This window comes from Streptomyces sp. NPDC058373 (assembly GCF_042723275.1).
In the GTDB taxonomy this organism is placed as follows: Bacteria; Actinomycetota; Actinomycetes; order Streptomycetales; family Streptomycetaceae; genus Streptomyces.
This window is the reverse complement of the sequence record NZ_JBHXJE010000067.1, coordinates 1-25280: the sequence shown is the minus strand read 5'-3', so window position 1 is coordinate 25280 and position 25280 is coordinate 1. Positions and strand designations below refer to the sequence as shown.

21 protein-coding genes and 2 pseudogenes are annotated in these 25280 nt (G+C 73.7%); 11 read left to right on the top strand and 12 right to left on the bottom strand.

The window, feature by feature from the left end; translation table 11 throughout:
- Both ACFWMZ_RS26640 and ACFWMZ_RS26635 read right to left on the bottom strand, forming a co-directional pair.
- Positions 1-625: pseudogene (locus ACFWMZ_RS26640) on the bottom strand (hypothetical protein); the annotation flags it as partial.
- A gap of 47 nt (positions 626-672) precedes the next feature.
- On the bottom strand, positions 673-1860 hold the full coding sequence (locus ACFWMZ_RS26635) for an AAA family ATPase (RefSeq protein ID WP_383181683.1): 1188 nt from the start codon (positions 1858-1860) through the stop codon (positions 673-675).
- Between the two features lie 114 nt (positions 1861-1974).
- Between ACFWMZ_RS26635 and ACFWMZ_RS26630 the strand changes: the two genes are divergently transcribed.
- Positions 1975-2922, top strand: coding sequence for an FAD-dependent oxidoreductase (locus ACFWMZ_RS26630; RefSeq protein ID WP_383204658.1), 948 nt, complete (start codon positions 1975-1977; stop codon positions 2920-2922).
- A 68-nt stretch (positions 2923-2990) separates the two neighbouring features.
- Here ACFWMZ_RS26630 and ACFWMZ_RS26625 read toward each other — a convergent pair whose 3' ends face one another.
- Positions 2991-4766 (bottom strand): BCCT family transporter, encoded by a 1776-nt coding sequence (locus ACFWMZ_RS26625; RefSeq protein WP_383181678.1) that lies wholly within the window; start codon positions 4764-4766, stop codon positions 2991-2993.
- A 400-nt stretch (positions 4767-5166) separates the two neighbouring features.
- Here ACFWMZ_RS26625 and ACFWMZ_RS26620 point away from each other — a divergent pair, with 400 nt between their 5' ends.
- Positions 5167-5895 carry a MerR family transcriptional regulator gene (locus ACFWMZ_RS26620; protein WP_383181675.1) on the top strand — a complete coding sequence of 243 codons (729 nt, stop codon included), beginning with the start codon at positions 5167-5169 and terminating at the stop codon, positions 5893-5895.
- A gap of 90 nt (positions 5896-5985) precedes the next feature.
- Here ACFWMZ_RS26620 and ACFWMZ_RS26615 read toward each other — a convergent pair whose 3' ends face one another.
- From ACFWMZ_RS26615 to ACFWMZ_RS26600, 4 genes are all read right to left on the bottom strand, one after another.
- Positions 5986-8166 carry a 3-hydroxyacyl-CoA dehydrogenase NAD-binding domain-containing protein gene (locus ACFWMZ_RS26615; protein ID WP_383204655.1) on the bottom strand — a complete coding sequence of 727 codons (2181 nt, stop codon included), beginning with the start codon at positions 8164-8166 and terminating at the stop codon, positions 5986-5988.
- 47 nt (positions 8167-8213) lie between these two features.
- Positions 8214-9428, bottom strand: a complete 1215-nt coding sequence (locus ACFWMZ_RS26610; RefSeq protein ID WP_383204652.1) for an acetyl-CoA C-acetyltransferase — start codon at positions 9426-9428, stop codon at positions 8214-8216.
- A 38-nt stretch (positions 9429-9466) separates the two neighbouring features.
- A complete protein-coding gene (locus tag ACFWMZ_RS26605; RefSeq protein WP_383204650.1) occupies positions 9467-10609 on the bottom strand; it encodes an acyl-CoA dehydrogenase family protein in 1143 nt (380 codons plus the stop codon).
- Positions 10610-10693: 84 nt separating this feature from the next.
- Positions 10694-11809 (bottom strand): CaiB/BaiF CoA transferase family protein, encoded by a 1116-nt coding sequence (locus ACFWMZ_RS26600; protein ID WP_383181663.1) that lies wholly within the window; start codon positions 11807-11809, stop codon positions 10694-10696.
- Positions 11810-11973: 164 nt separating this feature from the next.
- Here ACFWMZ_RS26600 and ACFWMZ_RS26595 point away from each other — a divergent pair, with 164 nt between their 5' ends.
- Together ACFWMZ_RS26595 and ACFWMZ_RS26590 are read left to right on the top strand one after the other, a co-directional pair.
- Positions 11974-12123, top strand: coding sequence for a hypothetical protein (locus ACFWMZ_RS26595; RefSeq protein ID WP_383181661.1), 150 nt, complete (start codon positions 11974-11976; stop codon positions 12121-12123).
- Positions 12124-12345: 222 nt separating this feature from the next.
- A complete protein-coding gene (locus ACFWMZ_RS26590; protein WP_383181659.1) occupies positions 12346-12834 on the top strand; it encodes a DUF523 domain-containing protein in 489 nt (162 codons plus the stop codon).
- 13 nt (positions 12835-12847) lie between these two features.
- On the opposite strand, the gene ACFWMZ_RS26585 is transcribed toward ACFWMZ_RS26590, so the two are convergent.
- Positions 12848-13573, bottom strand: coding sequence for an endonuclease V (locus ACFWMZ_RS26585; protein ID WP_383204647.1), 726 nt, complete (start codon positions 13571-13573; stop codon positions 12848-12850).
- A gap of 61 nt (positions 13574-13634) precedes the next feature.
- On the opposite strand from ACFWMZ_RS26585, the gene ACFWMZ_RS26580 reads away from it, so the two are divergent.
- Complete coding sequence (locus tag ACFWMZ_RS26580) at positions 13635-14123, top strand: NUDIX domain-containing protein (RefSeq protein WP_383181652.1); 489 nt, start codon at positions 13635-13637, stop codon at positions 14121-14123.
- A 256-nt stretch (positions 14124-14379) separates the two neighbouring features.
- Positions 14380-15774 carry an NADP-dependent succinic semialdehyde dehydrogenase gene (locus ACFWMZ_RS26575; RefSeq protein WP_383204644.1) on the top strand — a complete coding sequence of 465 codons (1395 nt, stop codon included), beginning with the start codon at positions 14380-14382 and terminating at the stop codon, positions 15772-15774.
- 81 nt (positions 15775-15855) lie between these two features.
- Here the strand turns inward: ACFWMZ_RS26575 and ACFWMZ_RS26570 are convergent, their stop codons facing one another.
- Positions 15856-17454 (bottom strand): PTS ascorbate transporter subunit IIC, encoded by a 1599-nt coding sequence (locus tag ACFWMZ_RS26570; protein ID WP_383204641.1) that lies wholly within the window; start codon positions 17452-17454, stop codon positions 15856-15858.
- Between the two features lie 17 nt (positions 17455-17471).
- Entirely contained in the window at positions 17472-18272 is an 801-nt protein-coding gene (locus tag ACFWMZ_RS26565) for a PTS sugar transporter subunit IIA (protein WP_383204638.1), read from the bottom strand.
- A gap of 118 nt (positions 18273-18390) precedes the next feature.
- Between ACFWMZ_RS26565 and ACFWMZ_RS26560 the strand changes: the two genes are divergently transcribed.
- The 5 genes and pseudogenes from ACFWMZ_RS26560 to ACFWMZ_RS26540 all read left to right on the top strand — a co-directional run bounded on the left by ACFWMZ_RS26560 (position 18391) and on the right by ACFWMZ_RS26540 (position 23626).
- The gene (locus ACFWMZ_RS26560; RefSeq protein ID WP_383181641.1) at positions 18391-18864 is read left to right on the top strand and encodes a hypothetical protein; all 474 of its coding nucleotides are present in this window, start codon (positions 18391-18393) and stop codon (positions 18862-18864) included.
- A gap of 144 nt (positions 18865-19008) precedes the next feature.
- Complete coding sequence (secD, locus tag ACFWMZ_RS26555; RefSeq protein WP_383181638.1) at positions 19009-21309, top strand: protein translocase subunit SecD; 2301 nt, start codon at positions 19009-19011, stop codon at positions 21307-21309.
- 186 nt (positions 21310-21495) lie between these two features.
- Entirely contained in the window at positions 21496-21912 is a 417-nt protein-coding gene (locus ACFWMZ_RS26550; protein WP_129847175.1) for an SsgA family sporulation/cell division regulator, read from the top strand.
- 46 nt (positions 21913-21958) lie between these two features.
- Positions 21959-22442: pseudogene (locus ACFWMZ_RS26545) on the top strand (ABC transporter ATP-binding protein); the annotation flags it as partial.
- Positions 22443-22648: 206 nt separating this feature from the next.
- The gene (locus tag ACFWMZ_RS26540) at positions 22649-23626 is read left to right on the top strand and encodes an acyl-ACP desaturase (protein ID WP_383181635.1); all 978 of its coding nucleotides are present in this window, start codon (positions 22649-22651) and stop codon (positions 23624-23626) included.
- Between the two features lie 80 nt (positions 23627-23706).
- On the opposite strand, the gene ACFWMZ_RS26535 is transcribed toward ACFWMZ_RS26540, so the two are convergent.
- Positions 23707-23952, bottom strand: coding sequence for a WhiB family transcriptional regulator (locus ACFWMZ_RS26535; RefSeq protein ID WP_100453658.1), 246 nt, complete (start codon positions 23950-23952; stop codon positions 23707-23709).
- A gap of 89 nt (positions 23953-24041) precedes the next feature.
- On the bottom strand, positions 24042-24845 hold the full coding sequence (locus tag ACFWMZ_RS26530) for a VOC family protein (RefSeq protein WP_383204635.1): 804 nt from the start codon (positions 24843-24845) through the stop codon (positions 24042-24044).
- Between the last annotated feature and the right edge of the window lie 435 nt (positions 24846-25280).

The following is a 25280-nucleotide window of genomic DNA, read 5'->3' as shown; positions in this document are numbered from 1 at the left end:
CCTCCAGGGCCTGCCCGGCCGCCGCCTCGGCCTGGCGGGCGGCCCGCTCGGCGGCTTCGGCGGCGTCGGTCGCCTGCCGTACCGCGTCGGCCGCCGGGGAGGTGGCGTTCCCGTCGGCGTCAGCCGTGGCACCCGCCTGCTGGAGCGCCTCCCCCACCGCCGCCGCGGCGCGGTCGACGTGCTGCCGCGCCTGCTGCGCCCGGCCGGCCGCCCGCCGGGCCTCGTCCGTACCCTCCAGCAGGCGCCGCAGGGCGGTGGACTGGGCGAGCACGGCCAGGGCGGCGGCGTACGGGTCGCCGACGGTCTCCCGCCTCAGCTCGGCGAAGTCCGGCGAGGCGGCCAGCTCCGCCACGGCCTGGCGGTTGACCAGCCGGGAGGGAGCCATCAGGGCGGGCTCGCGGACCCTGGGCGCGGGCAGGTAGGCGGCGAGGAAGGTGTCGGCCAGCAGGTCGGTGGCGTGGTCGTGGCGGGCCGCCAGCTCGGCGGCGAGCTCCCGTAGCGCGGCCGACTGGGCGTAGGTGTCCCGCCAGGCCATCCGGTCATACGGGTCGGCGAGGACGGCGGAGGTGTGCCGTGCCGGAGCCGGATCGGAGAGCGCCAGCCACCTGGCGGCCTGCCCCGCCATCTCGTGCAGGGTGGGCGGCGCTTCAGCCGTTCCCCGGTCCCCCGGTCTCACAGCTGCGCCCGCACCATGCTCGCGTCCACGCCCAGCGCCTCGGTCAGGACACGGGCCCGTACGGCGCGCTGGCGGCCGGTGACGCGTTCGATGGCGGCGGTGGAACGGCCGGCCGCCGCCGCCTCCTCGCGCAGCTTCTCCAGCCGCTTCCCGGCCAGGGCCAGCTTCTGGTGGGCGTTCTTGATCACCCATTCGCTGAGCGCCTCGCGGGGCTGCCCGGCCATGGAGTCGAGTTGGGCCTCCAGCTCCCCGATGGTGTCGGCCAGGTCGAGGGCCTCCCTGGCGTCGGGGTTGACCAGCTGGAGCACCTCGCGCTCGACGGTGGGCCGCTGGGCGGGCGAGTCCCACAGGACGTGGGTCAGCACCGACAGGTCGGTCTCGGAGACCGCCGTACGGCCGTCGAGGTAGGCGGAGGCCTGGAGCAGCCGCACCGCCTGCCGCCAGCGGCGGTCGGAGGCGACCAGTTCCTTGCGGCGCAGGGCTGCCCGCAGGGTGCAGACCGCGTCCACCACCGTGTCGGGGACCTCCACGGCCGGGACTTCCTCGGCGACCGCCCGCTGAAGCTCCGCCAGGGCGACGGTGGTCCGCGTCGGCGGCTCGGGGCGGCGGACGGCGGAGCGGATCAGGGAGGCGAAGTTGGAGGGGTCCGCGAGGTACCCGACCTCGATCCGCACCAGCAGCCGGTCGTAGACGGCCGCGTTCTCCTCGCCTGAGGGCAGTTCGTTGCTGGCGGTGATGGCGCCGATCAGGGGGCAGCGGATCGGCTCCCCGCCGTTCTCCGGGTGGTAGATCCGCTCGTTGAGGAAGCCGAGGGTCTCGTTGAGCGCGGCCGCGGAGCACTTGAAGATCTCGTCGATGAAGGCGATGTGCGCGGTGGTGGCCCGGCCCTCGAAGACCTGCCGGTACTCGCCCCGGGCCAGCGCACCGACGTCCACCGGGCCGAACATCCGCGTCGGCGCGGTGAACTTCGACAGGAGGATCTCCCAGTACGAGGCGTCCTCCACCCGGCTCGTGATCTCCCTGGCCAGCTCGGACTTGGCCGTCCCGGGCGGGCCGAGCAGCAGCGAGTGCTGTCCTGCCAGCAGGGTGACGCAGAGGGTCCGCACCACGTCGGCCCGCTCGTAGAAGCGCTCCGACAGTTCTCCGCAGATCGCCCGCAGTCTCCCGGCGGTGTCCCTCTCCATGTCCCCGGATCCTCCCCTCGACGGACCGCCATGGTCACACAAGGCCGGCCCGGGGCCGGTGCCGGGCGCCGCCCCGCCCTCCCCCGCCGGCGCGTGCTCCGTTACCGTCCGGCCATGAACGGCGAAACGATCGTGCTGGGCGGTGGAGTCATCGGGCTGACCTCGGCGGTGGTGCTCGCGGAAGCGGGGCGCCGGGTCCGCCTCTGGAGCCCCGAGGAGCCGGAGGCGACGACCTCGGCGGTGGCGGGCGGCCTCTGGTGGCCGTACCGCATCGAGCCGGAGGAGCGGGTCGGACTCTGGGCGCTGCGCTCGCTGGAGGTGTACGCGGGGCTGGTGGACCGGCCCGAGGAGACCGGGGCGCGGCTGGTGTCCGGGGTGCACGCGGCGACCCGCCGCGAGGAGCTCGGCGGGTGGGCGGCCGAGGTGGACGGGCTGCGGGCCGCGACCGCCGCCGAGTACGCGCCGGGCGACGGCCTGTGGGCGCGGCTCCCGGTGCTCGACATGCCGACGCACCTGAGGTGGCTCCGGCGGCGGCTGGAGGCGGCCGGGGGCCATGTCGAGCGGCGGGCCGCCGGCTCACCGGCCGAGGCCGCCGCCGAGGCCGGCGTGGTGGTCAACTGCACGGGGCTGGGTGCCGCGCGGCTGGTGCGCGACGCGGGGGTGCGGCCGGTGCGCGGGCAGTTGGTCGTGGTGGAGAACCCGGGCGTGGACACCTGGTTCACCCGGACCGGTACGGGCGCCGAGTCGACGTACTTCATCCCGCAGCCGGGCCGCCTGCTGCTCGGCGGGACCGCGGAGGCGGGGGCGGACGCGTTGGAGCCCGACCCGGAGACGGCCCGGGCCATCGTGGCGCGCTGCGCTCAGCTGCGCCCGGAGATCGCCGGGGCGCGGATCCTCGGGCACCGGGTGGGGCTGCGCCCCGAGCGCGCCGGCGGGGTCCGGCTGGAGCGGGAGGAGCTGCCGGGCGGTGGCGTGCTGGTGCACAACTACGGCCACGGCGGCGCCGGGGTGACCGTCGCCTGGGGCTGCGCCCGCGAGGTGGCGGGGCTGGTGGACGCTTAGGGGTGCCGGTACGCCTGTGCCCGCCGCGCCTGAGGAGGCGGGGCGGGCACAGGCGGGAGGGTGCGGGGTCAGGACTTGACGTGGATGCGCTCCCCGCCGCCCCCGTCGTCCTCGGGACCGGTGATGCCGATCGGGTCACCGGCGCTCTCGGGCCCCTGGCCGGGCCCGATACGGATCTCGAACTCGCCGTCGTACTTCTCGTGACCGGCGATGACGGCCATCTCGACGGCCTCGCTGCCCATGACGCCGCGCACGATGAGCGGGTCGCGGCGCAGGTCGCGCATGAGGGCCACGCACATGCCGATCATCACCAGGACGAACGGCGCGGCCACCAGGATGGTGAGGTTCTGCAGCCCTGCCAGGGCGTCGTCCTCGCCCCCGCCGATCAGCAGCATGATGGCGGCGACGGCTCCGGTGACGACACCCCAGAAGATGACGACGAACCGGCTCGGCTCCAGGCGGCCCTTCTGCGAGAGGGTGCCCATGACGATGGAGGCCGCGTCGGCGCCGGAGACGAAGAAGATCCCGACCAGGACCATCACCAGGATGCTGGTGACGGTGGCGATGGGGTACTCGGCGAGGACGCCGAAGAGCTGCGCCTCCTGCGTGGCGTCGGCCGCGAGCCGGCCCTGCTCCGAGAGGCTCATCGCGGTCGTGCCGAAGACGGCGAACCAGATGAGGCTGACGGTGCTCGGCACCAGGATGACGCCGCCGACGAACTGGCGGATGGTGCGGCCCCGGCTGATCCGGGCGATGAACATGCCGACGAAGGGCGTCCAGGAGATCCACCAGGCCCAGTAGAAGACCGTCCAGGAGCCCAGCCAGTCGCCGACCCCTTCGCCCGTGGAGGCCTCCGTGCGGCCGATGAGCTGCGGGAGGTCCTGGAGGTAGGCGCCGATGGAGGTCGGCAGCATGTCCAGCATGATGACGGTCGGCCCGGCGATGAAGACGAAGAGGGCGAGCAGCAGCGCCAGCACCATGTTGATGTTGGAGAGCCACTGGATGCCGCGTTCGACGCCGGAGACGGCGGAGGCGACGAAGGCCACCGTGAGCACGGCGATGATGACGACCAGCAGGCCGGTTCCGGCGACGGAGAGCCAGTCCAGCTCCTCGATGCCGCTGCCGATCTGGAGGGCGCCGAGGCCGAGCGAGGCGGCCGAGCCGAAGAGCGTCGCGAAGATGGCGATGATGTCGATGACACGGCCCCAGACGCCCCGGGCCCGCTTCTCACCGATGAGCGGCTCGAAGACCGCGCTGATGGTCTGGCGGCGGCGCCGCCGGAACGTGCTGTAGGCGATGGCGAGGCCCACCACGGCGTAGATCGCCCACGGGTGGAGCGTCCAGTGGAAGAGGGTGGTCGCCATCGCGGTCTGCATGGCCTCACCCGCGTCGGCCGGGTCCGTGCCCGGCGGCGGGTCGGCGAAGTGGGCGAGAGGCTCGCTGACGCCGAAGAACATCAGGCCGATGCCCATGCCGGCGCTGAACATCATGGCGATCCAGGAGACGGTCCGGAACTCCGGCCCCTCCCCCTCCGCGCCCAGGGTGATCTTGCCGTAACGGCTCATCGCGAGCCACAGGGCGAAGACGACGAAGCCGGTGGCGGCGAGCATGAAGGCCCAGCCGCCGTTGTGGATGAGCCAGTTCAACATCGCGCTGGAGGCGGTCTCCAGCGCGTCGGTGGCGAGCGCGCCCCACAGGACGAAAGCCAGGGTGAGGGCCGCGGTGACACCGAACACGACGCGGTCGGTGGTCGGCCCGCTACGTTCGGCGGGGCCGCCGGGTGGGGTGTCAGGCGCGAGCTTCGGGCCGTCGCCGGCCCCTGGTGTGTGCTTTTCGCGCGTCACAGGCGGCACCTTTCGGGGTGGATGTGGATGGGGGACAGAGGGACATGTATCCGGTGACCCCTACCACAGACTCGCGCGCGAACAGGCGCCACCGGGCCGGTGTCGGACGCTTCCGCCGTCAGGCGGTACGTCCGCCTGACGGCCGGGAGACCTGGGCGGGCGCGGGCCGGCAGGGGGCCACAGCACTTCGCCCCTGCCCAGACCCGCGCACCTTGCACCTACCAAAAGCGGGGATTGTGTGGTGGTGCGGACGTGCGGGTCCGGCCGCACGGAACCCAAGACCGGACATGTCCGGTTTCCTCCCAGCGGTACGTCGCCTTCCGCCCCTCCGTGCGCCGTGGCCACTTTCACCACAGTGGTGAGACAGCAATACTGTTGCACTCCAGAGGGAGGCGCTGACATGACGACGGAGACCGGCGAGCCGACGCTCACGATCGACGAGCTGGCCGCCCGGACGGGCGTCACCGTCCGCACCATCCGCTTCTACTCCACCCGGGGCCTGCTGCCGCCCCCGGCCATCGGCCCGCGCCGGGTGGGCCACTACGGCCCGGCGCACCTGTCGCGGCTCGCCCTGATCGAGGACCTCCAGCACCAGGGGCTGACCCTGGCCGCGATCGAGCGCTATCTGGAGCGGCTCCCCGCCGACCTGAGCGACCAGGACCTCGCGCTCCACCGGGCGCTGGTCGCCACCTGGCTGCCGGACAGCGCCGAGGAGACCTCGCGGGCGGAGCTGGAGCGACGGGCCGGCCGGCCGCTGACCGGGCAGGACGTGGCACGGCTGACCGCGATGGGCGCGCTGGCCGCCACCGCGGACCCGGACGCCTTCCTGGTCGACCCGGGGATGCTCCGGCTCGGCCTGCAGCTGCTGGACGTCCCCCTCGCGCACGAGGCGATCCTCGCGGCCCGGGCGATCCTCATGGAGCACACCCGGTCGGCCGCGGCCGAGCTGTCCCGGCTCTTCAAGGACGAGGTGTGGGGCCCGGTCGAGGCGTCCGGCGATCCCGGTGAGGTGGAGCGGGTCAAGTCGCTCTCGGCGCACATGCAGCCGCTGGTGGTGCAGGCCCTGGTCACGACCTTCCAGCGCTCCCTCCGCGACGAGCTGCGGAGCTGGCTTCCGGCCGGCGGCTGATCTTACGGAGGGAGCCCCCGGGGCCCCTGTACGACGGTGCCCCCGCCCGCCTGCGGGAGGCGGACGGGGGCGCGGCCGGGCCGAGGGCGGTCAGTCGGTGAACCGCTCGCCCTTCTCGGCCTTGGCGACCAGCAGCGCCGGAGGCGTGAACCGCTCGCCGTAGGTGGCGGCCAGCTCCTCGGCGCGGGCCACGAAGCCGGGCAGGCCGCCCTCGTAGCCGTTGATGTACTGGAGGATGCCGCCGGTCCAGGCGGGGAAGCCGATGCCCATGATGGAGCCGATGTTGGCGTCGGCGACCGAGGTGAGGACGCCTTCCTCGACGAGGCGGACGGTGTCCAGGGCCTCCGAGAAGAGCATCCGCTCCTGCATGTCCCGGAACGGGATGGTGGCGCCCGGCCGGGTGAAGTGCTCGCGCAGCCCGGGCCAGAGCCCGGTGCGGGAGCCGTCCTCGGCGTAGTCGTAGAATCCGGCGCCGCCGCTGCGGCCGGTGCGGCCGAACTCGTCCACCATCCGGTCCACGACCGCGTCGGCGGGGTGGCCGGGCCAGGTGCCGCCGGCCTCCTCGATCGCCTTCCTCGTCTCGTTGCGGATCTTGCGGGGCAGGGTCAGGGTCAGTTCGTCCACCAGGGAGAGGACCTTGGCCGGGTACCCGGCCTGTGCGGCGGCCTGCTCCACGGAGACCGGATCGAGCCCCTCGCCGACCATGGCGACGCCCTCGTTGATGAAGTGGCCGATGACCCGGGAGGTGAAGAAGCCCCGCGAGTCGTTGACCACGATCGGGGTCTTCTTGATCTGACGGACCAGGTCGAAGGCGCGGGCCAGCGCCACCTCGCCGGTTCGCCCGCCCTTGATGATCTCCACCAGCGGCATCTTGTCGACCGGCGAGAAGAAGTGCAGGCCGATGAAGTCCTCCTGCCGCTTCACCCCCTCGGCGAGGGCGGTGATGGGCAGGGTGGAGGTGTTGGAGCAGAGCAGCGCGTCGGGGGCGACGACGTCCTGGACCTCCTGGAACACCTTGTGCTTGAGGGAGGTGTCCTCGAAGACCGCCTCGATCACCGCGTCGCACCCGGCGAGGTCGGCCACCTCGGCGGTCGGCGTGATCCGGGCGAGCACCGCGTCCGCCTTCACGCGGGTGGTACGGCCGCGGGAGACGGCCTTGTCGCAGAGCTTCTCGGAGTACGCCTTGCCCTTGGCGGCGGCTTCCGGGGTGACGTCCTTGAGGACGACCTCGATCCCGGCGCGGGCACAGGAGTAGGCGATGCCGGCGCCCATCATCCCGGCGCCGAGGACGGCGACCTTGCGGACGGTGGACCGCTCGACGTCCTTCGGCCGGTTGGCGCCGGAGTTGACGGCCTGGAGGTCGAAGAAGAACGCCTGGATCATGTTCTTGGCGATCTGCCCGGTGACCAGCTCGGTGAAGTAGCGGGCCTCGATGACCTGGGCCGTCTCGAAGTCGACCTGGGAGCCCTCGACGGCGGCCGCGAGGATGTTGCGCGGGGCCGGGTAGGGGGCGCCGGAGGTCTGCTTCTTGAGGTTGGCCGGGAACGCCGGGAGGTTGGCGGCGAACTTCGGGTGGGCGGGGGTGCCGCCGGGGATGCGGTAGCCCTTCACGTCCCAGGGCTGGACCGACTCGGGGTGGGCGTCGATGAAGGCGCGGGCCTCCGCGATCATCTGCTCGGGCGTCTCGGCGACCGCGTGCACGAGGCCGTTGTCGAGGGCGCGGCGCGGGCTGTACTGGGTGCCCTGGAGGAGGAGCTTGAGCAGCGCGTCGGTGACGCCGAGCAGCCGCACGCTGCGGGTGACGCCGCCGCCCGCCGGTAGCAGGCCGAGGGTGACCTCGGGCAGGCCGATCTTGGAGCCGGGGGCGTCCAGGGCGATGCGGTGGTGGCAGGCGAGGGCGATCTCGTAGCCGCCGCCGAGGGCCGCGCCGTTGACGGCGGCGACGACGGGCTTGCCGAGGGTCTCGATGCGGCGCAGCGCCCTCTTGATGGCCAGGCCGCGCTCGAAGACCTCCCGGGCCTGGTCGGGGGTGGCCTGGATCATGTCCTTGAGGTCGCCACCGGCGAAGAAGGTCTTCTTCGCGGAGGTGACGATGATGCCGCGGATGGTGTCCTTCTCGGCCTCGGCGCGGTCGGCGACCTCGCCGATCGAGCGGATGAAGGCCGCGTTCATGGTGTTGGCGGACTGGGCGGGGTCGTCGAGGACGAGCGTGACGACGCCGGTGTCGTCCTGCTCCCAGCGGATGGTCGACGCGGTGGTGGACTCACTCATGTGTGGCTGCTCCGTGTGGGCGGGCGGAAGGGCGGGGGCGCGGGCGGTCAGAGGCGTTCGACGATGGTGGCGACGCCCATGCCGCCGCCGACGCAGAGGGTGGCGAGGCCGTACCGCTTGTCCTGCCGCTCCAGTTCGTCGACGAGGGTGCCGAGGATCATCGCGCCGGTGGCGCCGAGGGGGTGGCCGAGCGCGATGGCGCCGCCGTTGACGTTGACCTTGTCCAGGCTCAGCCCCATGTCCTTGACGAAGCGCAGGACGACACCGGCGAAGGCCTCGTTGATCTCGACCAGGTCGATGTCGTCGATGGTCAGCCCGGCCTTGGCGAGCGCCTTGCGGGTGGCCGGGGCGGGGCCGGTGAGCATGATGGTGGGCTCGGAGCCGGAGACGGCGGCGGAGACGATCCGGGCGCGCGGGGTCAGGCCGTACCGCTCGCCGGTCTCGCGGTTGCCGACGGCGACCAGGGAGGCGCCGTCCACGATGCCGGAGGAGTTGCCCGCGTGGTGGACGTGGTCGATCTTCTCGACCCAGTGGTACTTCTGGAGCGCCACGGCGTCGAAGCCGCCGAGGTCGCCGATGCCCGCGAAGGACGGCTTGAGGGCGGCGAGCGAGTCGGCGGTGGTGCCGGGGCGCAGGTGCTCGTCGTGGTCGAGTACGGTCAGGCCGTTGCGGTCGCGGACGGGGACGACCGAGCGGGCGAACCGGCCCTCCTTCCAGGCGGTGGCGGCGCGCTCCTGGGAGAGGGCGGCGTACTCGTCCACGTCGCGGCGGGTGAACCCCTCGATGGTGGCGATGAGGTCGGCGCCGATGCCCTGCGGGGCGAAGCCGGTCTCGAAGCTGGTCATCGGGTCCATCGCCCAGGCTCCGCCGTCGGAGCCCATGGCGACGCGGGACATCGACTCGACGCCGCCCGCCAGGATCAGGTCCTCCCAGCCGGAGCGGACCTTGGCGGCGGCGAGGTTGACCGCTTCCAGGCCGGAGGCGCAGAAGCGGTTCTCCTGGACGCCCGCGACGGTGTCGGGCAGCCCGGCGGCGATGGCCGCGATGCGGGCGATGTCGGAGCCCTGGTCGCCGATGGGGCTGACCACGCCGAGGACGATGTCGTCCACGGCGGCGGGGTCGAGGCCGGGGAAGCGGGCGCGGATCTCGTGGATGAGGCCGACGACGAGGTCGATCGGCTTGGTGCCGTGCAGGGAGCCGTTGGCCTTGCCGCGACCGCGCGGGGTGCGGATCGCGTCGTAGACGTACGCTTCGGTGGTCAAGACTTGAGCCTTTCGGGGAGTGCGGAGCGGCGGGCCGGTCAGCCCAGCAGGGAGCGGCCGATGATCTCCTTCATGATCTCGGTCGTCCCGCCGTAGATGGTCTGGATGCGCCCGTCGGTGAAGGCCTTGGCGACGGGGTACTCGTTCATGTAGCCGTAGCCGCCGTGGAGCTGGAGGCAGCGGTCGGCGGTGCGCTTCTGGAGTTCGGTGGCCCACCATTTGGCCATCGAGGCGTGGACCGCGTCGAGCTTGCCCTCGGCGTGGTCGGCGATGCAGCGGTCGAGGAAGGCGCGGGTGACGGCGCACTCGGTGGCCATCTCGGCGATCTCGAAGCGGATGTGCTGGAGCCGGGAGAGCGGGCGGCCGAAGGCCTCGCGCTCCTTGACGTAGGTGGAGGTGATCTCCACCAGGTACTCGGCGGCGGTGATGGCGGCGACCGCGATGGCCATCCGCTCCTGGGCCAGATTGGTCATCAGGTGGAGGAAGGCGCCGTCGCGTTCGCCGAGCAGGTTCTCCTTGGGGACGCGGACGTCGTGGAAGAAGAGTTCGGCGGTGTCCTGGGACTTCTGGCCGATCTTGTCGAGGTTGCGGCCGCGTTCGAACCCTTCGGCGCCGCGCTCGACGACCAGCAGGGAGAGGCCGTGGGCGCCCCCCTCGGGGGTGGTCCTGGCGGCGACCACGACGAGGTCGGCGAGGATGCCGTTGGAGATGAAGGTCTTGGCGCCGTTGAGCAGGAAGTGGTCGCCCTTGTCCTCGGCGGTGGTGCGGATGGACTGGAGGTCGGAGCCGGCGCCGGGTTCGGTCATGGCGATGGCGGTGATCGTCTCGCCCGAGCAGAAGCCGGGCAGCCAGCGGCGCTTCTGCTCCTCGGTGGCCAGCCCGGTGAGGTAGGGGCCGACGATGTCGTTGTGCAGGCCGATGGCGAGGCCGGGGACCCCGGCACGGGCGAACTCCTCGCCGAGGACCGCGCTGTAGCGGAAGTCGGGGTTGCCCCCGCCGCCGTACTCCTCGTCCACGGCGAGACCGAGCAGGCCCTGCCGTCCGGCGGCGAGCCAGGCGGCGCGGCTGGTGATGCCGTCCTTCTCCCACTGGTCGTAGTGGGGCAGCACCTCCTTGGCGAGGAAGGTGCGGACGGTGTCGCGGAACGCCTCGTGCTCGGCGGTGTAGATCTGCCGTTCCATGCTCGGTGCCTCCTGGGCGCGGGGTGCGGTCGGTTCCCGCCGGGCGGGGTCCGCGGGTCGGGGTGCGGCGGTGGTGCCGGTGCGTCAGCGGGTGGCCAGTCCCCAGTCGCGGGCGACCTCGGCGGTGTCGGCACCGGGGAGGGCGGGCCCGCCGCGGACGGCGGTCGGGGTGGCGGAGAAGCGGGGGGCCGGGGCGGGCTGGACGCGGCCGTCATGGGTGGTGAAGGTCCCGCGGGCGGCGAGGTGCGGGTGGCCCGCGGCCTCGGCGAGGGAGAGGACGGGGGCGACGCAGGCGTCGGTGCCGGCGAAGAGGTCGGCCCACTCGTCGCGGGTACGGGTGGCGAAGCGGGCGGCGACCGCCTCGCGCAGCTCCTCCCAGCGGGCCAGGTCGCCCTGGCCGGGAGCATCGTCGGGGAGGCCGAGGACGCGGGTGAACTCGGCGTAGAAGCGGGGCTCCAGCGCGCCGACGGCCATGTGTCCGCCGTCGGCGGTGGTGTAGCAGCCGTAGAAGGGGGCGCCGCCGTCGAGGAGGTTGCTGCGGCGACGGTCCTGCCAGACGCCCGCGCCGAACATGGCGTGGATCATCGTGGTGAGGTGGGCGGTGCCGTCGACGATGGCGGCGTCGACCACCTGCCCGGTGCCGTGGGCGCGGGCGTGGTGGAGGGCGGCGAGGACACCGGTGACGAGGTAGAGGGAGCCGCCCGCGTAGTCGCCGACGAGGTTGGCCGGGACGGCCGGGGGCGCGTCTGGTTCGCCGATCAGGCCGAGGGTGCCGGTGACGGCGATGTAGCCGATGTCGTGGCCGGCCCGGTCGGCGAGGGGGCCGTCCTGGCCCCAGCCGGTCATCCGGCCGTAGACGAGGCGGGGGTTGCGCTCCAGGCAGGCGTCGGGGCCGACGCCGAGGCGTTCGGCGACGCCCGGGCGGTACCCCTCGACGAGGATGTCGGCGCGCTCCACCAGCTCCAGGAGCTGGGCGGCGCCGTCCTCGGCCTTGAGGTCGACCAGGACGGAGCGCTTGTTGCGGTTGGTGAGGTCCTGGGCGGGGTCGATGCCGAGGCCCGCGCCGCCGGGCCGGTCGACCCGGACCACGTCGGCGCCGAGGTCGGCGAGGAGCATCGCGGCGAAGGGGCCGGGGCCGATGCCCGCGAGTTCCACCACCCGGACGCCTTGCAGGGGACCGGTCGTGGCCGTGTCCGTCATGTCTTCCTCGCTCCGTCGCGCGCCGACCTTGTGACACAACTGATGTAACAGTGCTGATGTTATGGACGGCGGGGCTGGGCCACAAGCCCCCGGAAAGCAAGCGCTCAGTTCCGGGCGGGCGACAGGAGCACTGAGCGTCAGTGGCGCATGGCACGCTGCGCTCCATGGAATCGACCGTGCGTGAAGCCGTCCTCGACGCCGGACGGGCTCTCGGACTGCCCGGACCCGTGACCGAGGCGTTCGCCCGCCTGCTGCGCCCTGTGCAGATCGCCGAGTGCCGATACGGTCAGCTCGCATTCGATGTCGAGTGCTGACCTGTGCGACGGACCGGCGGCGCCGACAACTCAGCCAGTATCGGCACCACCGACCTTCGGCCGACCGCGGGTGACGGCTGTTCCCGCACAGGGCGCCGAGACCAAGGGCTGGCGGCTTTTGGGCCTACCTCGGCGCTGCCCCGGCCCGTCACGACCCTGCCGGTTCCGGACGGCCGCCGAGGCCGGCCGGGCTTTTCCGGACCCCCGCCCTACGCTGACCGCATGAGTGACGAGCACACCGAGGCCGGGGCAGCAGCCGGCGCTCCCCCGCTTCTGGTCAGTGCCTGCCTGCGGGGCGTTCCCTGCCGTTTCGACGGGCGGGACAAGGCGTCCGGGGCGCTCGCCGGGGAGCTGGCGGGGCGGCGCGCGGTGGCGTTCTGTCCGGAGCAGGCGGGCGGTCTGGCGACGCCGCGTCCGGCGGCGGAGCTGGTCGGCGGCGACGGGCACGCGGTGCTCGACGGCCGGGCCCGTGTGGTGGACACCACCGGCGCGGACGTCACCGAGGCCTTCGTGGAGGGTGCCCGGCGGGCGCTGGCCGCCGCCCGCCGGGCCGGGTGCACCGAGGCGGTGCTGATGCCGCGCAGCCCGTCCTGCGGGCGGGGCGCGGTGTACGACGGGGAGTTCCGGGGCGCGCTGGTGCCGGGGGACGGGGTGACGGCGGCGCTGCTGGAGCGGAACGGGATCGCGGTGCGCCAGGCCCCCGGCGTCTGAGCCGGCCCGGCGCTCAGCCCTGCTCCGCTCCCCCGCCCACGGCCTCCTTCAGCACCTCCCGGCAGAGGGCGTCGGCGCGGCGGGTGGTCTCGGGGAGGCGGTAGGCCGGGGCGAGGCGCAGGGTGTGGGCGACGGCCGCCTCCAGCGGGACGCCGTGCCCGGCGGAGACGTAGACCGGCTTGACCCCGGCGCGGGTGCGCAGCGCGCGGCCGACCTCCTCGGTGCCGTCGGTGAGCGGGGCCTGGTCGCCGCGCCGGCCGCCGGGCGGGCGGTGGGTGAAGGTGAAGGGGTTCTTGGCGACGCCGATGGCCGGCAGCCCGGTGAGCACGCCGAGGTGGCTGGCGAGCCCGAACCGGCGCGGGTGGGCCACCCCGTAGCCGTCGCAGACGACGAGGCCGGGCGGAGCGGTGAGGGCGGCCAGAGCGCCGAGGACGGCGGGCAGTTCGCGGAAGGCCAGCAGTCCGGGGACGTACGGGAAGGAGACCGGCCCCACGGCGGTGGCCTCCTCGACCACCTCCAGGGTGGCCGCGTCCAGGACGACGGCGGCCGCGGCGACCAGGCCGCGGGCGTCGTCGTAGGCCACGTCGACGCCGGTGGCGGTGCCGGTGCCCGGCGCGGGTCCTGGTCCGGTGAGGTCGACGCGGGGGCGCAGGGTGTCCTGCACGGCGCGGGCCTCGGCCCCGGTGGCGGGCCAGTCGGCGGGCACCGCGACGGCGGCGGGAGCGGGGTGGGCGTGCATGGGCGGTGAGGCTACGCGCTCCGGGCGGGCGGGGCGGCGGCAGGTCGGCCAGACTGGGCGGATGGGAGGACGGCGCAGTGCGGGTCTGCTGCTGTACCGGCGGGTGCCGGACGGCATCGAGGTGCTGCTCGGCCACATGGGCGGCCCGTACTGGGCGCGGCAGGACACCGGCGCGTGGACGGTACCGAAGGGCGAGTACGCCGAGGGCGAGGACGCCTGGCACGCGGCGCGCCGGGAGTTCCAGGAGGAGCTGGGCCTTCTGCCGCCGGACGGGCCGGTGCGGGAGCTGGGCGAGGTGCGGCAGAGCGGCGGGAAGACGGTGACGGCCTGGGCGGTGGAGGCCGACCTGGACCCGGAGGCGGTGGTGCCGGGGACGTTCACCATCGAGTGGCCGCGCGGCTCGGGGCGTACCCGCGAGTTCCCGGAGCTGGACCGGGTGGCGTGGTGGCCGCCGGGACGGGCGCGGGCCCTGCTGGTGGTGGCGCAGCGGCTCTTCGTGGAGCGGCTGGTGGCGGGGTTGGCCGAGGAGGAAGGGGCGGTCGGGGTGTAGGCGGCGGGGACGGGGGCACGGGGCTCGGCAGGGCCGCAGGACCCGCCGTCGGCCTCCTTCGTCGCCCGCCGGGCGGCCCGCACGGGCGCCTGGCACACATTCGGGGCCCTGTGCGGACGCCTTCGGGAGCGTCCGGCACGAGCGGCGGGTACGGAGGGCGGCCCGCGTCCGTTTGCGGGGTCCGTGGGCGGGCGGCAGGTTGGTGAGCGCAGTACGCCGCACCGGATCGCGGTGTACCGGAGTGAGAGGTGTGGGCATGGCGATCGCGACGGTGAACCCGGCGACCGGGGAGACCCTCAGGACGTTCGAGGCACTGACCTCCGAGGAGATCGAGAAGCGGCTGGCGCGGGCGGAGGAGGCGTACCGGGAGCACCGGCTGACCTCCTTCGCGGACCGGTCGCGGCTGCTGCGCCGGGCGGCGGAGCTGCTGGAGGAGGACACGCCGGAGATCGCCCGCACCATGACCCTGGAGATGGGCAAGACGGTGGCCTCCGCCCGGGCGGAGGCGGCCAAGTGCGTGAAGGCGATGCGCTGGTACGCCGACCGGGCCGAGGGGCTGCTCGCCGACGAGCACCCGGACCAGGCCGACGTGGAGGACTCCGGCGCGGTGCGGGCCCGGGTCGTCTGCCGGCCGCTGGGTCCGGTGCTGGCGGTGATGCCGTGGAACTTCCCGCTGTGGCAGGTGATCCGCTTCGCGGCGCCCGCGCTGATGGCGGGCAACGTGGGACTGCTGAAGCACGCCTCGAACGTGCCGCAGACCGCGCTCTACCTGGAGGCGCTCTTCCGCCGCGCCGGATACCCGGAGGGCTGCTTCCAGACGCTGCTGATCGGCTCGAGCGAGGTGGAGGCGATCCTGCGCGACCCGAGGGTGGCGGCGGCGACGCTGACCGGCAGCGAGCCGGCCGGGCGGTCGGTTGCCTCGGTCGCCGGGGACGAGATCAAGAAGACGGTGCTGGAACTGGGCGGCAGCGACCCGTACCTGGTGCTGCCCTCGGCCGACGTGGAGCGGGCCGCGAAGACGGCGGTGACCGCGCGGACGCAGAACAACGGCCAGTCCTGCATCGCCGCCAAGCGGTTCATCGTGCACACCGACGTCTACGAGGAGTTCACCCGGCGGTTCACCGAGGCGATGCGGGCGCTGCGGGTGGGCGACCCGATGGACGACACCACCGACGTGGGCCCGCTCTCCAGCGAGCAGGGCCGCAGCGACCTCGCCGAACTGGTCGACGACGCGGTCGAGCACGGTGCGCAGGTGCTCTGCGGCGGCGGCCGGCCCGAGGGGTACGAGGAGCGCGGCTGGTTCTACGCACCGACGGTGCTGGCCGGGGTGGACGCGACGATGCGCATCCACCGCGAGGAGGCGTTCGGCCCGGTGGCCACGGTGTACCGGGCGGGCAGCCTGGACGAGGCGGTGGAGCTGGCCAACGACACCTCCTTCGGCCTGAGTTCCAATGTCTGGACCCGCGACCGCCACGACATCGACCGCTGCGTACGGGACCTGGAGGCGGGCGGCGTCTTCGTCAACGGCATGACCGCCTCGCACCCCGCCCTCCCCTTCGGCGGCGTCAAGCGCTCCGGCTACGGCCGGGAACTGGCCGCCGAGGGCATCCGCGAGTTCTGCAACGTCACGACGGTGTGGGAGGCCGACTGAGCGGCGCCGCCGGCACGCGCGAGGGCGCCCCCTCCGTCTCCGACGGGTGGGGGCGCCCCGCTGTGCGTGGCGCGGGCGGGCTCACCCCTCCCCGGGCGGCGGAGGCGGCTTCGGCGCGCCGCGGGGCGGGGCGATGCGTGCCCGGGTGCGGACGGGGCCGCTGTCGCCGGCGCCTTCGCGGGCGCTGTCGACGCCGCCCATCGGGTCGTCGCCTGCGGTCTCGGACTTCGGCAGGAGGGCGTCGCGGCGGGCGCCGGGGTCCCAGCCGGTCTCCACGACGCGCTTCTGGACGACGATGGCGCCGGCGAGGATGAGCAGGCCGAAGGCGAGCATCACGATCAGACCCGCGGTGGAGCCGAGCTTGGCGGCGTTGCCGATGATCGCGCCGAACCAGCCGAAGTCGGCGTCGCCGAAGGTGGTGTTCTCGTCGCCGAAGGCACCGAGGACCTTCAGCAGCAGGGCGGGCAGGAAGGTGATGAGGACGCCGTTGACGAAGGCGCCGAGGACCGCGCCGCGCCGCCCGCCGGTGGCGTTGCCGTAGACGCCGGCGGCGCCGCCGGTGAAGAAGTGCGGCACCAGGCCGGGCAGGACCAGGGCGAGGCCGAAGGCCGGTTCGAAGACCCAGGCGAGCAGGGCGAGGCTGACCAGGCCGCCGATGAAGCTGGAGATGAAGCCGATCAGCACGGCGTTCTGCGCGTACGGGAAGACGATCGGGGCGTCCAGCGAGGGGACGGCGCCGGGGACGAGCTTCTGGGCGATGCCCTGGAAGGCGGGGACCAGCTCGCCGAGGATGGTGCGGACGCCGAAGAGGATCACGGCGACGGCGATGCCGAACTGCAGGCCCTGCATCACGGACTGCATCAGGTACTCGCCGATCCCGGCCGCCGGTTCCCCGCCGCCGGCGGCGAAGGCCGCGTAGGCGGTCTCCTCGCCGGCCTTGACGAGGAAGATGACGGCCATGATCAGGTAGATGAGGACCATCGACAGGGCGGTGGCCACCATCGAGTCGCGCAGGAAGCGCAGCCCCTCGGGGAGGTTCATGTCCTCGGTGCTGCGGCTGCGTTTGCCGACGAGCTGCCCGGTGGCGCCCGCCGCGATGTACCCGGCGGTGCCGAAGTGGCCGATGGCGACGGTGTTGTTGCCGGTGATCCGCTTGGTCCAGGGGTGCGCCAGTGCGGGCATCGCCACCAGCATGATGCCGAGCAGCACTCCGCCGACGACCACCACCAGCCAGGACGGCTGCCCGGCGGTGGCCAGCACGATGGTCAGCAGGGTCGCCATGAAGAGCATGTGGTGACCGGTGAGGAAGACGTACCGCAGCGGGGTGAAGCGGGCGAGCAGCAGGCCGACGGCGAAGCCGAGGATCATCAGCCACGCCACCCGGGAGCCGTACTCCGCCTGGGCGATGCCGACGATGGCCTCGTTGGTGGGGATGACGCCGTGGGCGCCGGTCGCGCCCTGGATCATCTCGCCGAGCGGCGCGAGCGCGCCGACCACCAGGGTGGCGCCGGCGCCGATGAGCAGGAAGCCCAGGGTCGCCTTGATGGCACCGCCGAGGACCTGCCCGACGCTCTTGCGGAGCGCGATCAGGCCGACGGCGGTGATGATGCCGATCAGGTACGCGGGTTCGCTGAGGATCTCGTTGACCAAGAACTTCGCGAAGGATACGAGCCAGTCCACGGGGGTTCGCCGCCTCCTCAGACGTCGTAGGTGTCGCGCAGGACGTGGTCGACCTCGTCGGTACTGGTGAAGTCCTGGACGACCTTCACCGGGATGCCGACGTCGCCGAGGGTCCGGGCGATCTCACGGGAGGTGAGGATGGCGACCGCCTCGGACGCCTTCCCCTTGGCCGAGATGGTGTCGGTGGCCTCCACCGACACCTGCCGGTCCCAGCCCCACCGGCCGAGGACCTGCTCCAACGTGTTCTTCAGGAAGAGGCTGGTGCCGACGCCGTTGCCGCAGACGGTGAGGATCTTGTGCTGCTCGGTGCCGGTCCGTCCCGACGCCGGGGCCGCCGCCGCGGGCGCCGCCGCCTCCTGGCCCGCCCCGTCGTGGGCCCGCAGCAGGGCGTGCAGGTCCTCGGGAGTGGCGGCGGCCTGGAGCCGCGCGTGCTGCTCGGGATCGGCGAGCAGCCGGGCGAGGGCGGCCATGGCGTCGGTGTGGGCGGCGCTGTCCTGGGCGGCGAGGGCGACGACCAGGTCCACGGGGTCGTTGGCGTCGTGCCCGAACTCGACCGGCTCGGCCAGCCGCACCCAGGACATACCCGTTCTGCGGACGGCGGGCGAGGGGCGCGCGTGGGCGAAGGCGAAGCCCGGCGCGATGACGATGTAGGGGCCGTTGTCGACGACGTTCTGGATCATGTCGTCGGTGTACGCGCCCGTACTCGTGCCGTTCGCCACCAGCAGGTCGCCCGCCGCGCGGACGGCGGCCCGCCAGTCGGGGGCCGCCGCGTCCAGCCGGATCGCCTCCGGAGGAATGAGTTCACTGAGTGCCACCATGCCCCGATGCTGACATGCTTTCGGCCGTGTGGCCCGGTGGCGGTCGCCACAGGACGTGCGCGCGTTGACGGTCGGTTAGGGTGAGCGTTTCGATCGAGCGGTGGCGGGGGTGGCGCACATGCCGGAACGGCCCGCGCGCCGCCGTGCCCCGCTCCCCCGGCCGCCCTCCCGGGCCTCCCGGACGGTGCTGGCGCTGATCTGCGCCGTCTGGACGACGGTCCTGGCGGTGGCGGGCGCCTCGGCCGCCCTCCCGGGCCAGGTCCCGGGCACCGGCTCGGCCACCACGGCCGTGCCGGAACGGGCCCTCCCCGCGCCGCGCGCCGTCCACACCCCGGTGTGGGTACGGGTGCACGCCCCGGCGCGTGAGCGGGCCGACGGGTACGCCGCCGGGGACGCCGAACTCGCCCCCGCCGCCCCGCCCGACCCCGGCGAGGCTCCTCTTTCGGCCACCGCGGCGGTGCCGTCCGGCGGTCCGGAACAGGCCGCCGCGCCGGGCCGTCTGCTGGAGCGGCCCCGCCAGGAGCGGGCCCCGCCCGGTACGTCCCCGGGCCCCTGGTCGGCCCGGGGTCCGCCGCCCGCGCGGAGCAGTTGACGACGCGGCTCGCGCCCACGCCCCCTACCCACGCGGTACGGCGGCCCACCGGACGCGCGCCGCCCCGCCGTTGACCGAGCTCCCGCGCGCCCCGAGGAGAGACCGCAGCGTCCCCCGGCCGTGCGGGCCGTCCGTGGAGTCCCCATGTCCCGACGTGCCACGGCCTGGCGTGCGCTGATCGCGTTCGCCGTCGTCGCCGTGTCCCTCTTCCTCGCCCTGACCACCCCCGCCCGGCTCGGCCTCGACCTGAGCGGCGGCACGCGTATCGTCCTGCAGGCCCAGGAGGCGCAGGGCCGCTCCCCCGACGCCGAGTCCACCGACCGCGCCCTGGAGGTGCTGCGGCAGCGAGTGGACGCGCTCGGCGTCGCCGAACCACAGCTGGTCCGCTCCGGCTCCGACCGCATCGTGGTCGAACTCCCCGGGGTCCAGGACCCCCGGGAGGCCTCCGAGGTGATCGGCCGCACCGCCCAGCTCACCTTCCACCCCGTCCAGGGCGAGACCGCGGCCGCGGAACCCGCGGCGGCCGACGGCTCCCGGGCCCTCGCCGACCCGGACCGGCCGGACGCCTTCCTGGAGCTGGGCCCGCCCGCGCTCACCGGGGAGGGGATCAGCGACGCCCGCCCGGACTTCGACGCCGCCTCGGGCGAGGGGTGGGCGGTCGCCCTCTCCTTCGAGAAGAAGGCGGCCGGCGCCTGGGCCGAGCTCACCGGCGAGGCGGCCTGCGCCGCGCCGGGCGATCCGGGGCGGCGGGTGGCGATCGTGCTGGACGACCGGATCGTCTCGGCACCCGGCATGCGCGAGACGGTGGCCTGCGGCACCGGCATCACCGGCGGCTCCACCCAGATCACCGGCGGCTTCGACGCCGAGGGCGCCCGCGAACTGGCGGCGCTGGTCAAGGGCGGCGCGCTGCCGCTGCCGGTCGAGGTGGTCGAGCAGTCCACCGTCGGCCCGTCCCTCGGCGCCGACGCGATCCGCGCGGGCGCGTGGGCGGCGCTGATCGGCCTGGCCTGCACGGCCGTCTTCATCACCGCCGTCTACCGCCTCCTCGGCCTGCTCGCCACCATCGCGCTCTCCCTGTACGGACTGATCTCCTACGCGGTGATCGTGGCACTCGGCGCGACGCTGACCATGCCGGGCATCGCCGGGTTCGTGCTGGCGGTCGGCATGGCCGTCGACGCCAACGTGCTCGTCTTCGAGCGGGCCCGCGAGGAGTACGGCCAGGCGTCCCGGCGGCCGAAGGACCTGCGGCGGCCGCTGGCGCGCGGGTTCGCCAAGGCGTGGAGCGCGGTCCTCGACTCCAACGTCACCACGCTGATCGCGGCCGGGCTGCTCTTCGCGCTGGCGACGGGCCCGGTGAAGGGGTTCGGGGTCACGCTGGCCGTCGGGGTGATCGCCTCGATGGTCTCGGCGCTGGTCATCACCCGGGTCCTCGCCGACTGGGCACTGGGCCGCGGCCTGGTGAGGCGGCGCCCGCGGATGACCGGGATGGCCGGGAAGGGGCGGCTGCGGACGCGGCTGGAACAGCGACCGCCCCGGCTGATGCGTTCCGGCGGCCGCTGGCTGCTCCTCTCCGGCGGGCTGCTGCTGGTGGCGCTGGCGGGCGTGGGGGTGCGCGGCCTGGAGCTGGGCGTGGAGTTCACCGGCGGGCGCCAGACGCAGTACGCCACCGAGCGGCCGGTGGACGCGCAGACCGCGCGGGCCGCGGTGGCCGAGGCCGGGTTCCCCGAGGCGGTGGTGCAGCGCGCCGACCAGGACGGGGCCTCGTTGGTGACGGTGCGGACCGGGCCGCTGGACGACGCCGAGGAGCGCCGGGTGCGGGCGGCGCTGGCCGAGCGCGGCGGCGAGGTGACCGTCGAGCGGGACGACCTGGTCGGGCCGAGTCTCGGGGCGGAGCTGCGGGACAAGGCCGTCCTGGCGCTGGCGGTGGCCGTCGGGGCACAACTGCTCTACCTGAGCGTGCGGTTCCGGGGCACGCTGGCGGTGGCGGCGGTGGCGGCCATGGCGCAGGACGTGCTGCTGGTGGTGGGGCTCTTCGCGTGGTTGGGCAAGCCGGTGGACAGCGTCTTCCTGGCGGCGCTGCTGACCGTGGTCGGGTACTCGGTCAACGACACCGTGGTCGTCTTCGACCGGCTGCGGGAGCTGCGCCGGGCCCGGCCGGGCGCCCCCTGGGAGACCCTCGGCGACCTGGCGGTGGGGCAGACGCTGCCCCGGACCGTCAACACCGGTCTGGGCGCGGTCTTCGTCCTGCTGGCGCTGGCCCTGTCGGGCGGCGGCAGCCTGACCGACTTCGCGGTGGCCCTCCTCGCCGGGATCACGGTCGGCATCGCCTCGACCATCTTCACCGCGATGCCCCTGGCCGTACGGCTGGAACGGCGCCGCCGCCCCTCGGCCTCGCCCGACCGGGAGCGCAAGCGGGTGCGGGAGGGGACGGGGGCCGTGGTCTGAGGCGGGGCTCCTCGGGCGGGCGGGGGGGCCGGGGCGGCGGCCGAACGGCCCCGCCCCGTCCGGCGGCCGAGGACGAGGAAGTGACGCAGCTCACGCCACCTCCTGTGCACGGACTCACCCCTTTCCCCGTCTCTCCGACTGCCGGGGCCTGACCGCCCGGGCGGCCTGAGGACCCAGGGGGGCACCGTGGAGACCGTCATCCAGCAGTCCGTCGAGGCGCAGCTCGTCGCAGCCGCGCCGCGTATGGCGACGATTCCGGCGAGGCTGCGGTACGACCGCACGGAGCCGTTCGCCGTGACCATGACCTTCCCCGCACGCTCGACGCTGGAGGGGGTCGAGGTGACCTGGTCGTTCGCCCGGGACCTGCTCACCGCCGGGCTGACCGGCGAGGCGGGGATGGGGGACGTGCGGCTGCGGCCGCACGGCGAGGACCAGGTGGTCATGGAGTTCCACGCGCCGGAGGGGACCGCCGTGGTGCGGGTACGCGCGGAGGAGCTGCGCCGGTTCGCGGCCCGCACCATCGCCCTGGTCCCGCCGGGCCGCGAGTACCTCCACCTCGACCTCGACCGGGACCTCGCCCTGCTCATCCGCGACACGCGCTGAGCCGGGGCGCGCGTCCCGCCGCCGGGGCGAGGCCGACGCCCCGGCGGCGGGACAGCTCGCGCCGGAGGCGGGCGAGGTGCTGGTCCAGGTCCCGCTCCGGTTCCTCCCGCAGCGTCTGGACGCGCTCGACGACTCGCTCAGCGTCGCCGAGAACGTGGCGCGGGCCGCCCCCGGCAGCACCCCCGACCAGGTACGGGCACGGCTGGCCCGCTTCCTGCTCAAGGGCGGGCGGGCCTACCGGTCCGGCGGGCACGCTCTCCGGCGGCGAGCGGTTCCGGGCGGCGCCGGCCTCGCTGATGCCGGCGGAACCGGCACCGCAGTTGCTGATGCTGGACGAGCCGACCAACAACCTCGACCTGGCGAGCGTCCGGCAGCTCACCTCGGCCCTGGCGGCGTACCGGGGCGCGCTGCTGGTCGCCTCTCACGACCTGCCGTTCCTGCGGTCGTTGGGGATCACCCGCTGGCTGCTGCTCGGCGGCGAGCTGCGCGAGCCGGCCCCCGAGGAGGTGGGGGACGCGCTGAAGGACTGATCCCGGTCGGAGTGGGGCACGAGAGGGCCCGGGACCCCTGGAAACAGGGGCTCCGGGCCCTTTCCGTACGCCGTTCGGCCGGAAACAGGCGTTTGCGCGGCCCCCGCCGTCAGAGGTTCCTTACGGCGGGCTTAACCTACGGGTGCGTAACCTACGTTCCCGTAAGTTGCATCATCGCAAGAACTCCCCGTCCCCAGGAGTCCCGCATGACCGTCACCACACCCCACCTCGCCCCGTCCGGCGGATGGACCGACGCCCAGTTGCTGCACGCGCTGGAGGAGGTCGTGGAGAAGGAGCTCAACCGTCACCTCAAGGTGGCCAAGGACTGGATGCCGCACGAGTACGTGCCCTGGTCCGACGGCCGCAACTTCCCCGGCTTCTTCGAGGACGGTGAGGCCTGGGAGAAGGAGCAGTCGAAGGTGACGCCGATCGGCCGCACCGCGCTGATCGTCAACCTCCTCACGGAGGACAATCTGCCGAGCTACCACCACGAGATCGCGTCGCTTTTCGGCCGTGACGGCGCCTGGGGCACCTGGGTGCACCGCTGGACCGCCGAGGAGGGCCGCCACGGCATAGTGATGCGGGACTACCTGCTCACCTCGCGGGCCGTCGACCCGGACGAGCTGGAGCGGTTCCGGATGGTCCACATGAGCGAGGGGTTCGAGTCCGACAACCGGCACTCGATGCTCCACTCGGTGGCGTACGTGGCCTTCCAGGAGCTGGCCACCCGCATCTCGCACCGCAACACCGGCCACCAGTCCGGCGACCCGGTCTGCGACCGGATGCTGGCCCGGATCGCCACCGACGAGAACCTGCACATGGTCTTCTACCGGAACCTGCTGGGCGCCGCCTTCGAGCTGGCGCCGGACCTGACGATGCAGGCCGTCCGCGACGTGGTGGTCAACTTCCGGATGCCCGGCCACGGCATGCCCGGCTTCGAGCGGGCGGCCGCCCAGATGGCGATCGGCGAGGTCTACAACCTGCGGATCCACCACGACGACGTGATCCAGCCCGTGCTGCGGTTCCTGAAGGTCATGCAGATCGACGGGCTGGGCCCGGAGGGTGTGCGGGCGCAGGAGGAACTGGGGCTGTACATGGGCGGGCTGGACGCCGAGGCCGCCAAGTTCGACGAGCGGCTCGCCACCCGCAAGGCCCGGATGCGGGCGCGCGCCGCGCAGGCCTGAGCGGGACACCGCGAAACGCCACCGCCCGTACGGCTGCGGCCGGTACGGGCGGGGCGGGCGGTGAGGGGGACGGGAGGCGGTCAGCGTCTGTCGCGCCGCATCCGTTCGCGCTCCTTCTCGGAGAGCCCGCCCCACACGCCGAAGCGCTCGTCGTGGGCGAGGGCGTAGGCGAGGCAGGCCGCCCGCATGTCGCAGGCCTCGCAGATGAGCTTGGCCTCACGCACCGAGCTGCCCGGCTCGGGGAAGAAGAACTCTGATCCGGTCTGTGCGCACAGCGCCTGCTCCTGCCAGGCGAGATCGTGCGCGGCCGTACTGTCGATCCGCATGGGGTGATGATGACGGGCACGGAAAAACGTCTCATCAACGTCTGATCAACGCCTCCGCCGGCCCCCTGCGCGGCCCGCTCCCGGCCGCCTCACATGTCGGGGCGGGACTCCGGCGGAAGCGGCTTCAGCACCGCGAACCGGGCGCCCCACGGGTCCCCCAGCTTGGCGAGCCGACCCACCCCTTCGAGGTCGGTCGGCTCCATTCGTACGCTGCCACCCTGCTCCCGCGCACGGCGGCACACCGCGTCGGGGTCGTCCACGGCGAAATACGGCAGCCAGTGCGCGGCCGAGCCGCGCTCGATGCGCTCGGCGAGGTCGATGGCGCCGCCGAACATCCGGTCCTCGCCCTCCCCGGCGGGCCCGACCGTCGTGTAGCTGCCTTCGGGAGCGGGGACCTCGTAGGTCTTCCAGCCGTAGACCGCGCGGTAGAAGTCGACGGCATCCTCGACGGTCGGGCCGTAGTGCTCGACCCAGCAGAGGGAGTTGTCCTCGCCGACCACGCCGAGGCCCTCGGTGGCGCCGGGCTGCCAGGTGCCGAACGCGGCGCCCGAACGGTCGCTGAACAGGGCCATGAGGCCCTGGTCGAAGACGGCCATGGGACGGAAGCCGACGTGGCCGCCGGCCGCCCGGACCGCGTCGGCGGTGGCGTCGGCGTCGGCTGTCCGGAAGTAGACGGTCCACCCGGGCGATGCCTGCTCGACGGAGATGTGCATGGCGCCGGCGACGACCCGCCCGTTCAGCTCGAAGAAGCCGTAGCCGCTTGCCTCCGGCCGCTCGGAGGGGCGGAAGGTCCAGCCGAACAGGGCGGTGTAGAAGTAGGTCGCCGCGCCGGGGTCGGGGGTGCCGAGGTCGAGCCAGTTCGGCGATCCGTCGACATAGCGGGTGGTGAGCATGGGTGAGCTCCTTCGTCGGGCCCCGCCGTCGTCACCGGGCCCCTCGCGTGGTCCTTGCCAGAGTCTGGCACCGGGCCGGGGCGGGCGCCGCTCGGGAAGCGCCGAACGGGATCGCCTGGCCACCTGCGCGGCCGGGCTCTCTTTACCTGGCCGCCGCTCGCCCGCGTCGGTCCGGGGTGGCCTCAAGCGCCGGCCAGGCTGCTCTTGGCTTCTGCCCGTCTCGACCGTGCCGGTCACAGATGGCCTCAAACGCCGGCCGGGCTGGGTTTGGGGTGCGGCCCGGCTTGCCCGTGCCGGTCACTGATTGGCCTCAAGCGCCGGCCGGGCTGGGGTTTTGTCGGTTGCCGTTGGCTATGAGTGGGGCGGCCTTGCCGTGGGGTTCGCGGTTTGTCCGCGGGGTGGGGCGGGCGGGGCCGCACCGGTGTACCTCCTCAC

Excerpts from the sequence above, each read along its gene's own strand:
- ACFWMZ_RS26535 (WP_100453658.1), bottom strand. The coding sequence starts at position 23,952 with ATGCGGATCGACAGTACGGCCGCGCACGATCTCGCCTGGCAGGAGCAG.
- ACFWMZ_RS26590 (WP_383181659.1), top strand. The coding sequence starts at position 12,346 with ATGAGTGACGAGCACACCGAGGCCGGGGCAGCAGCCGGCGCTCCCCCG.
- ACFWMZ_RS26600 (WP_383181663.1), bottom strand. The coding sequence starts at position 11,809 with ATGACGGACACGGCCACGACCGGTCCCCTGCAAGGCGTCCGGGTGGTG.
- secD (WP_383181638.1), top strand. The coding sequence starts at position 19,009 with ATGTCCCGACGTGCCACGGCCTGGCGTGCGCTGATCGCGTTCGCCGTC.
- ACFWMZ_RS26605 (WP_383204650.1), bottom strand. The coding sequence starts at position 10,609 with ATGGAACGGCAGATCTACACCGCCGAGCACGAGGCGTTCCGCGACACC.
- ACFWMZ_RS26540 (WP_383181635.1), top strand. The coding sequence starts at position 22,649 with ATGACCGTCACCACACCCCACCTCGCCCCGTCCGGCGGATGGACCGAC.
- ACFWMZ_RS26620 (WP_383181675.1), top strand. The coding sequence starts at position 5,167 with ATGACGACGGAGACCGGCGAGCCGACGCTCACGATCGACGAGCTGGCC.
- ACFWMZ_RS26560 (WP_383181641.1), top strand. The coding sequence starts at position 18,391 with ATGCCGGAACGGCCCGCGCGCCGCCGTGCCCCGCTCCCCCGGCCGCCC.
- ACFWMZ_RS26575 (WP_383204644.1), top strand. The coding sequence starts at position 14,380 with ATGGCGATCGCGACGGTGAACCCGGCGACCGGGGAGACCCTCAGGACG.
- ACFWMZ_RS26565 (WP_383204638.1), bottom strand. The coding sequence starts at position 18,272 with ATGGTGGCACTCAGTGAACTCATTCCTCCGGAGGCGATCCGGCTGGAC.
- ACFWMZ_RS26595 (WP_383181661.1), top strand. The coding sequence starts at position 11,974 with ATGGAATCGACCGTGCGTGAAGCCGTCCTCGACGCCGGACGGGCTCTC.
- ACFWMZ_RS26635 (WP_383181683.1), bottom strand. The coding sequence starts at position 1,860 with ATGGAGAGGGACACCGCCGGGAGACTGCGGGCGATCTGCGGAGAACTG.
- ACFWMZ_RS26530 (WP_383204635.1), bottom strand. The coding sequence starts at position 24,845 with ATGCTCACCACCCGCTATGTCGACGGATCGCCGAACTGGCTCGACCTC.
- ACFWMZ_RS26630 (WP_383204658.1), top strand. The coding sequence starts at position 1,975 with ATGAACGGCGAAACGATCGTGCTGGGCGGTGGAGTCATCGGGCTGACC.
- ACFWMZ_RS26615 (WP_383204655.1), bottom strand. The coding sequence starts at position 8,166 with ATGAGTGAGTCCACCACCGCGTCGACCATCCGCTGGGAGCAGGACGAC.
- ACFWMZ_RS26580 (WP_383181652.1), top strand. The coding sequence starts at position 13,635 with ATGGGAGGACGGCGCAGTGCGGGTCTGCTGCTGTACCGGCGGGTGCCG.
- ACFWMZ_RS26585 (WP_383204647.1), bottom strand. The coding sequence starts at position 13,573 with ATGCACGCCCACCCCGCTCCCGCCGCCGTCGCGGTGCCCGCCGACTGG.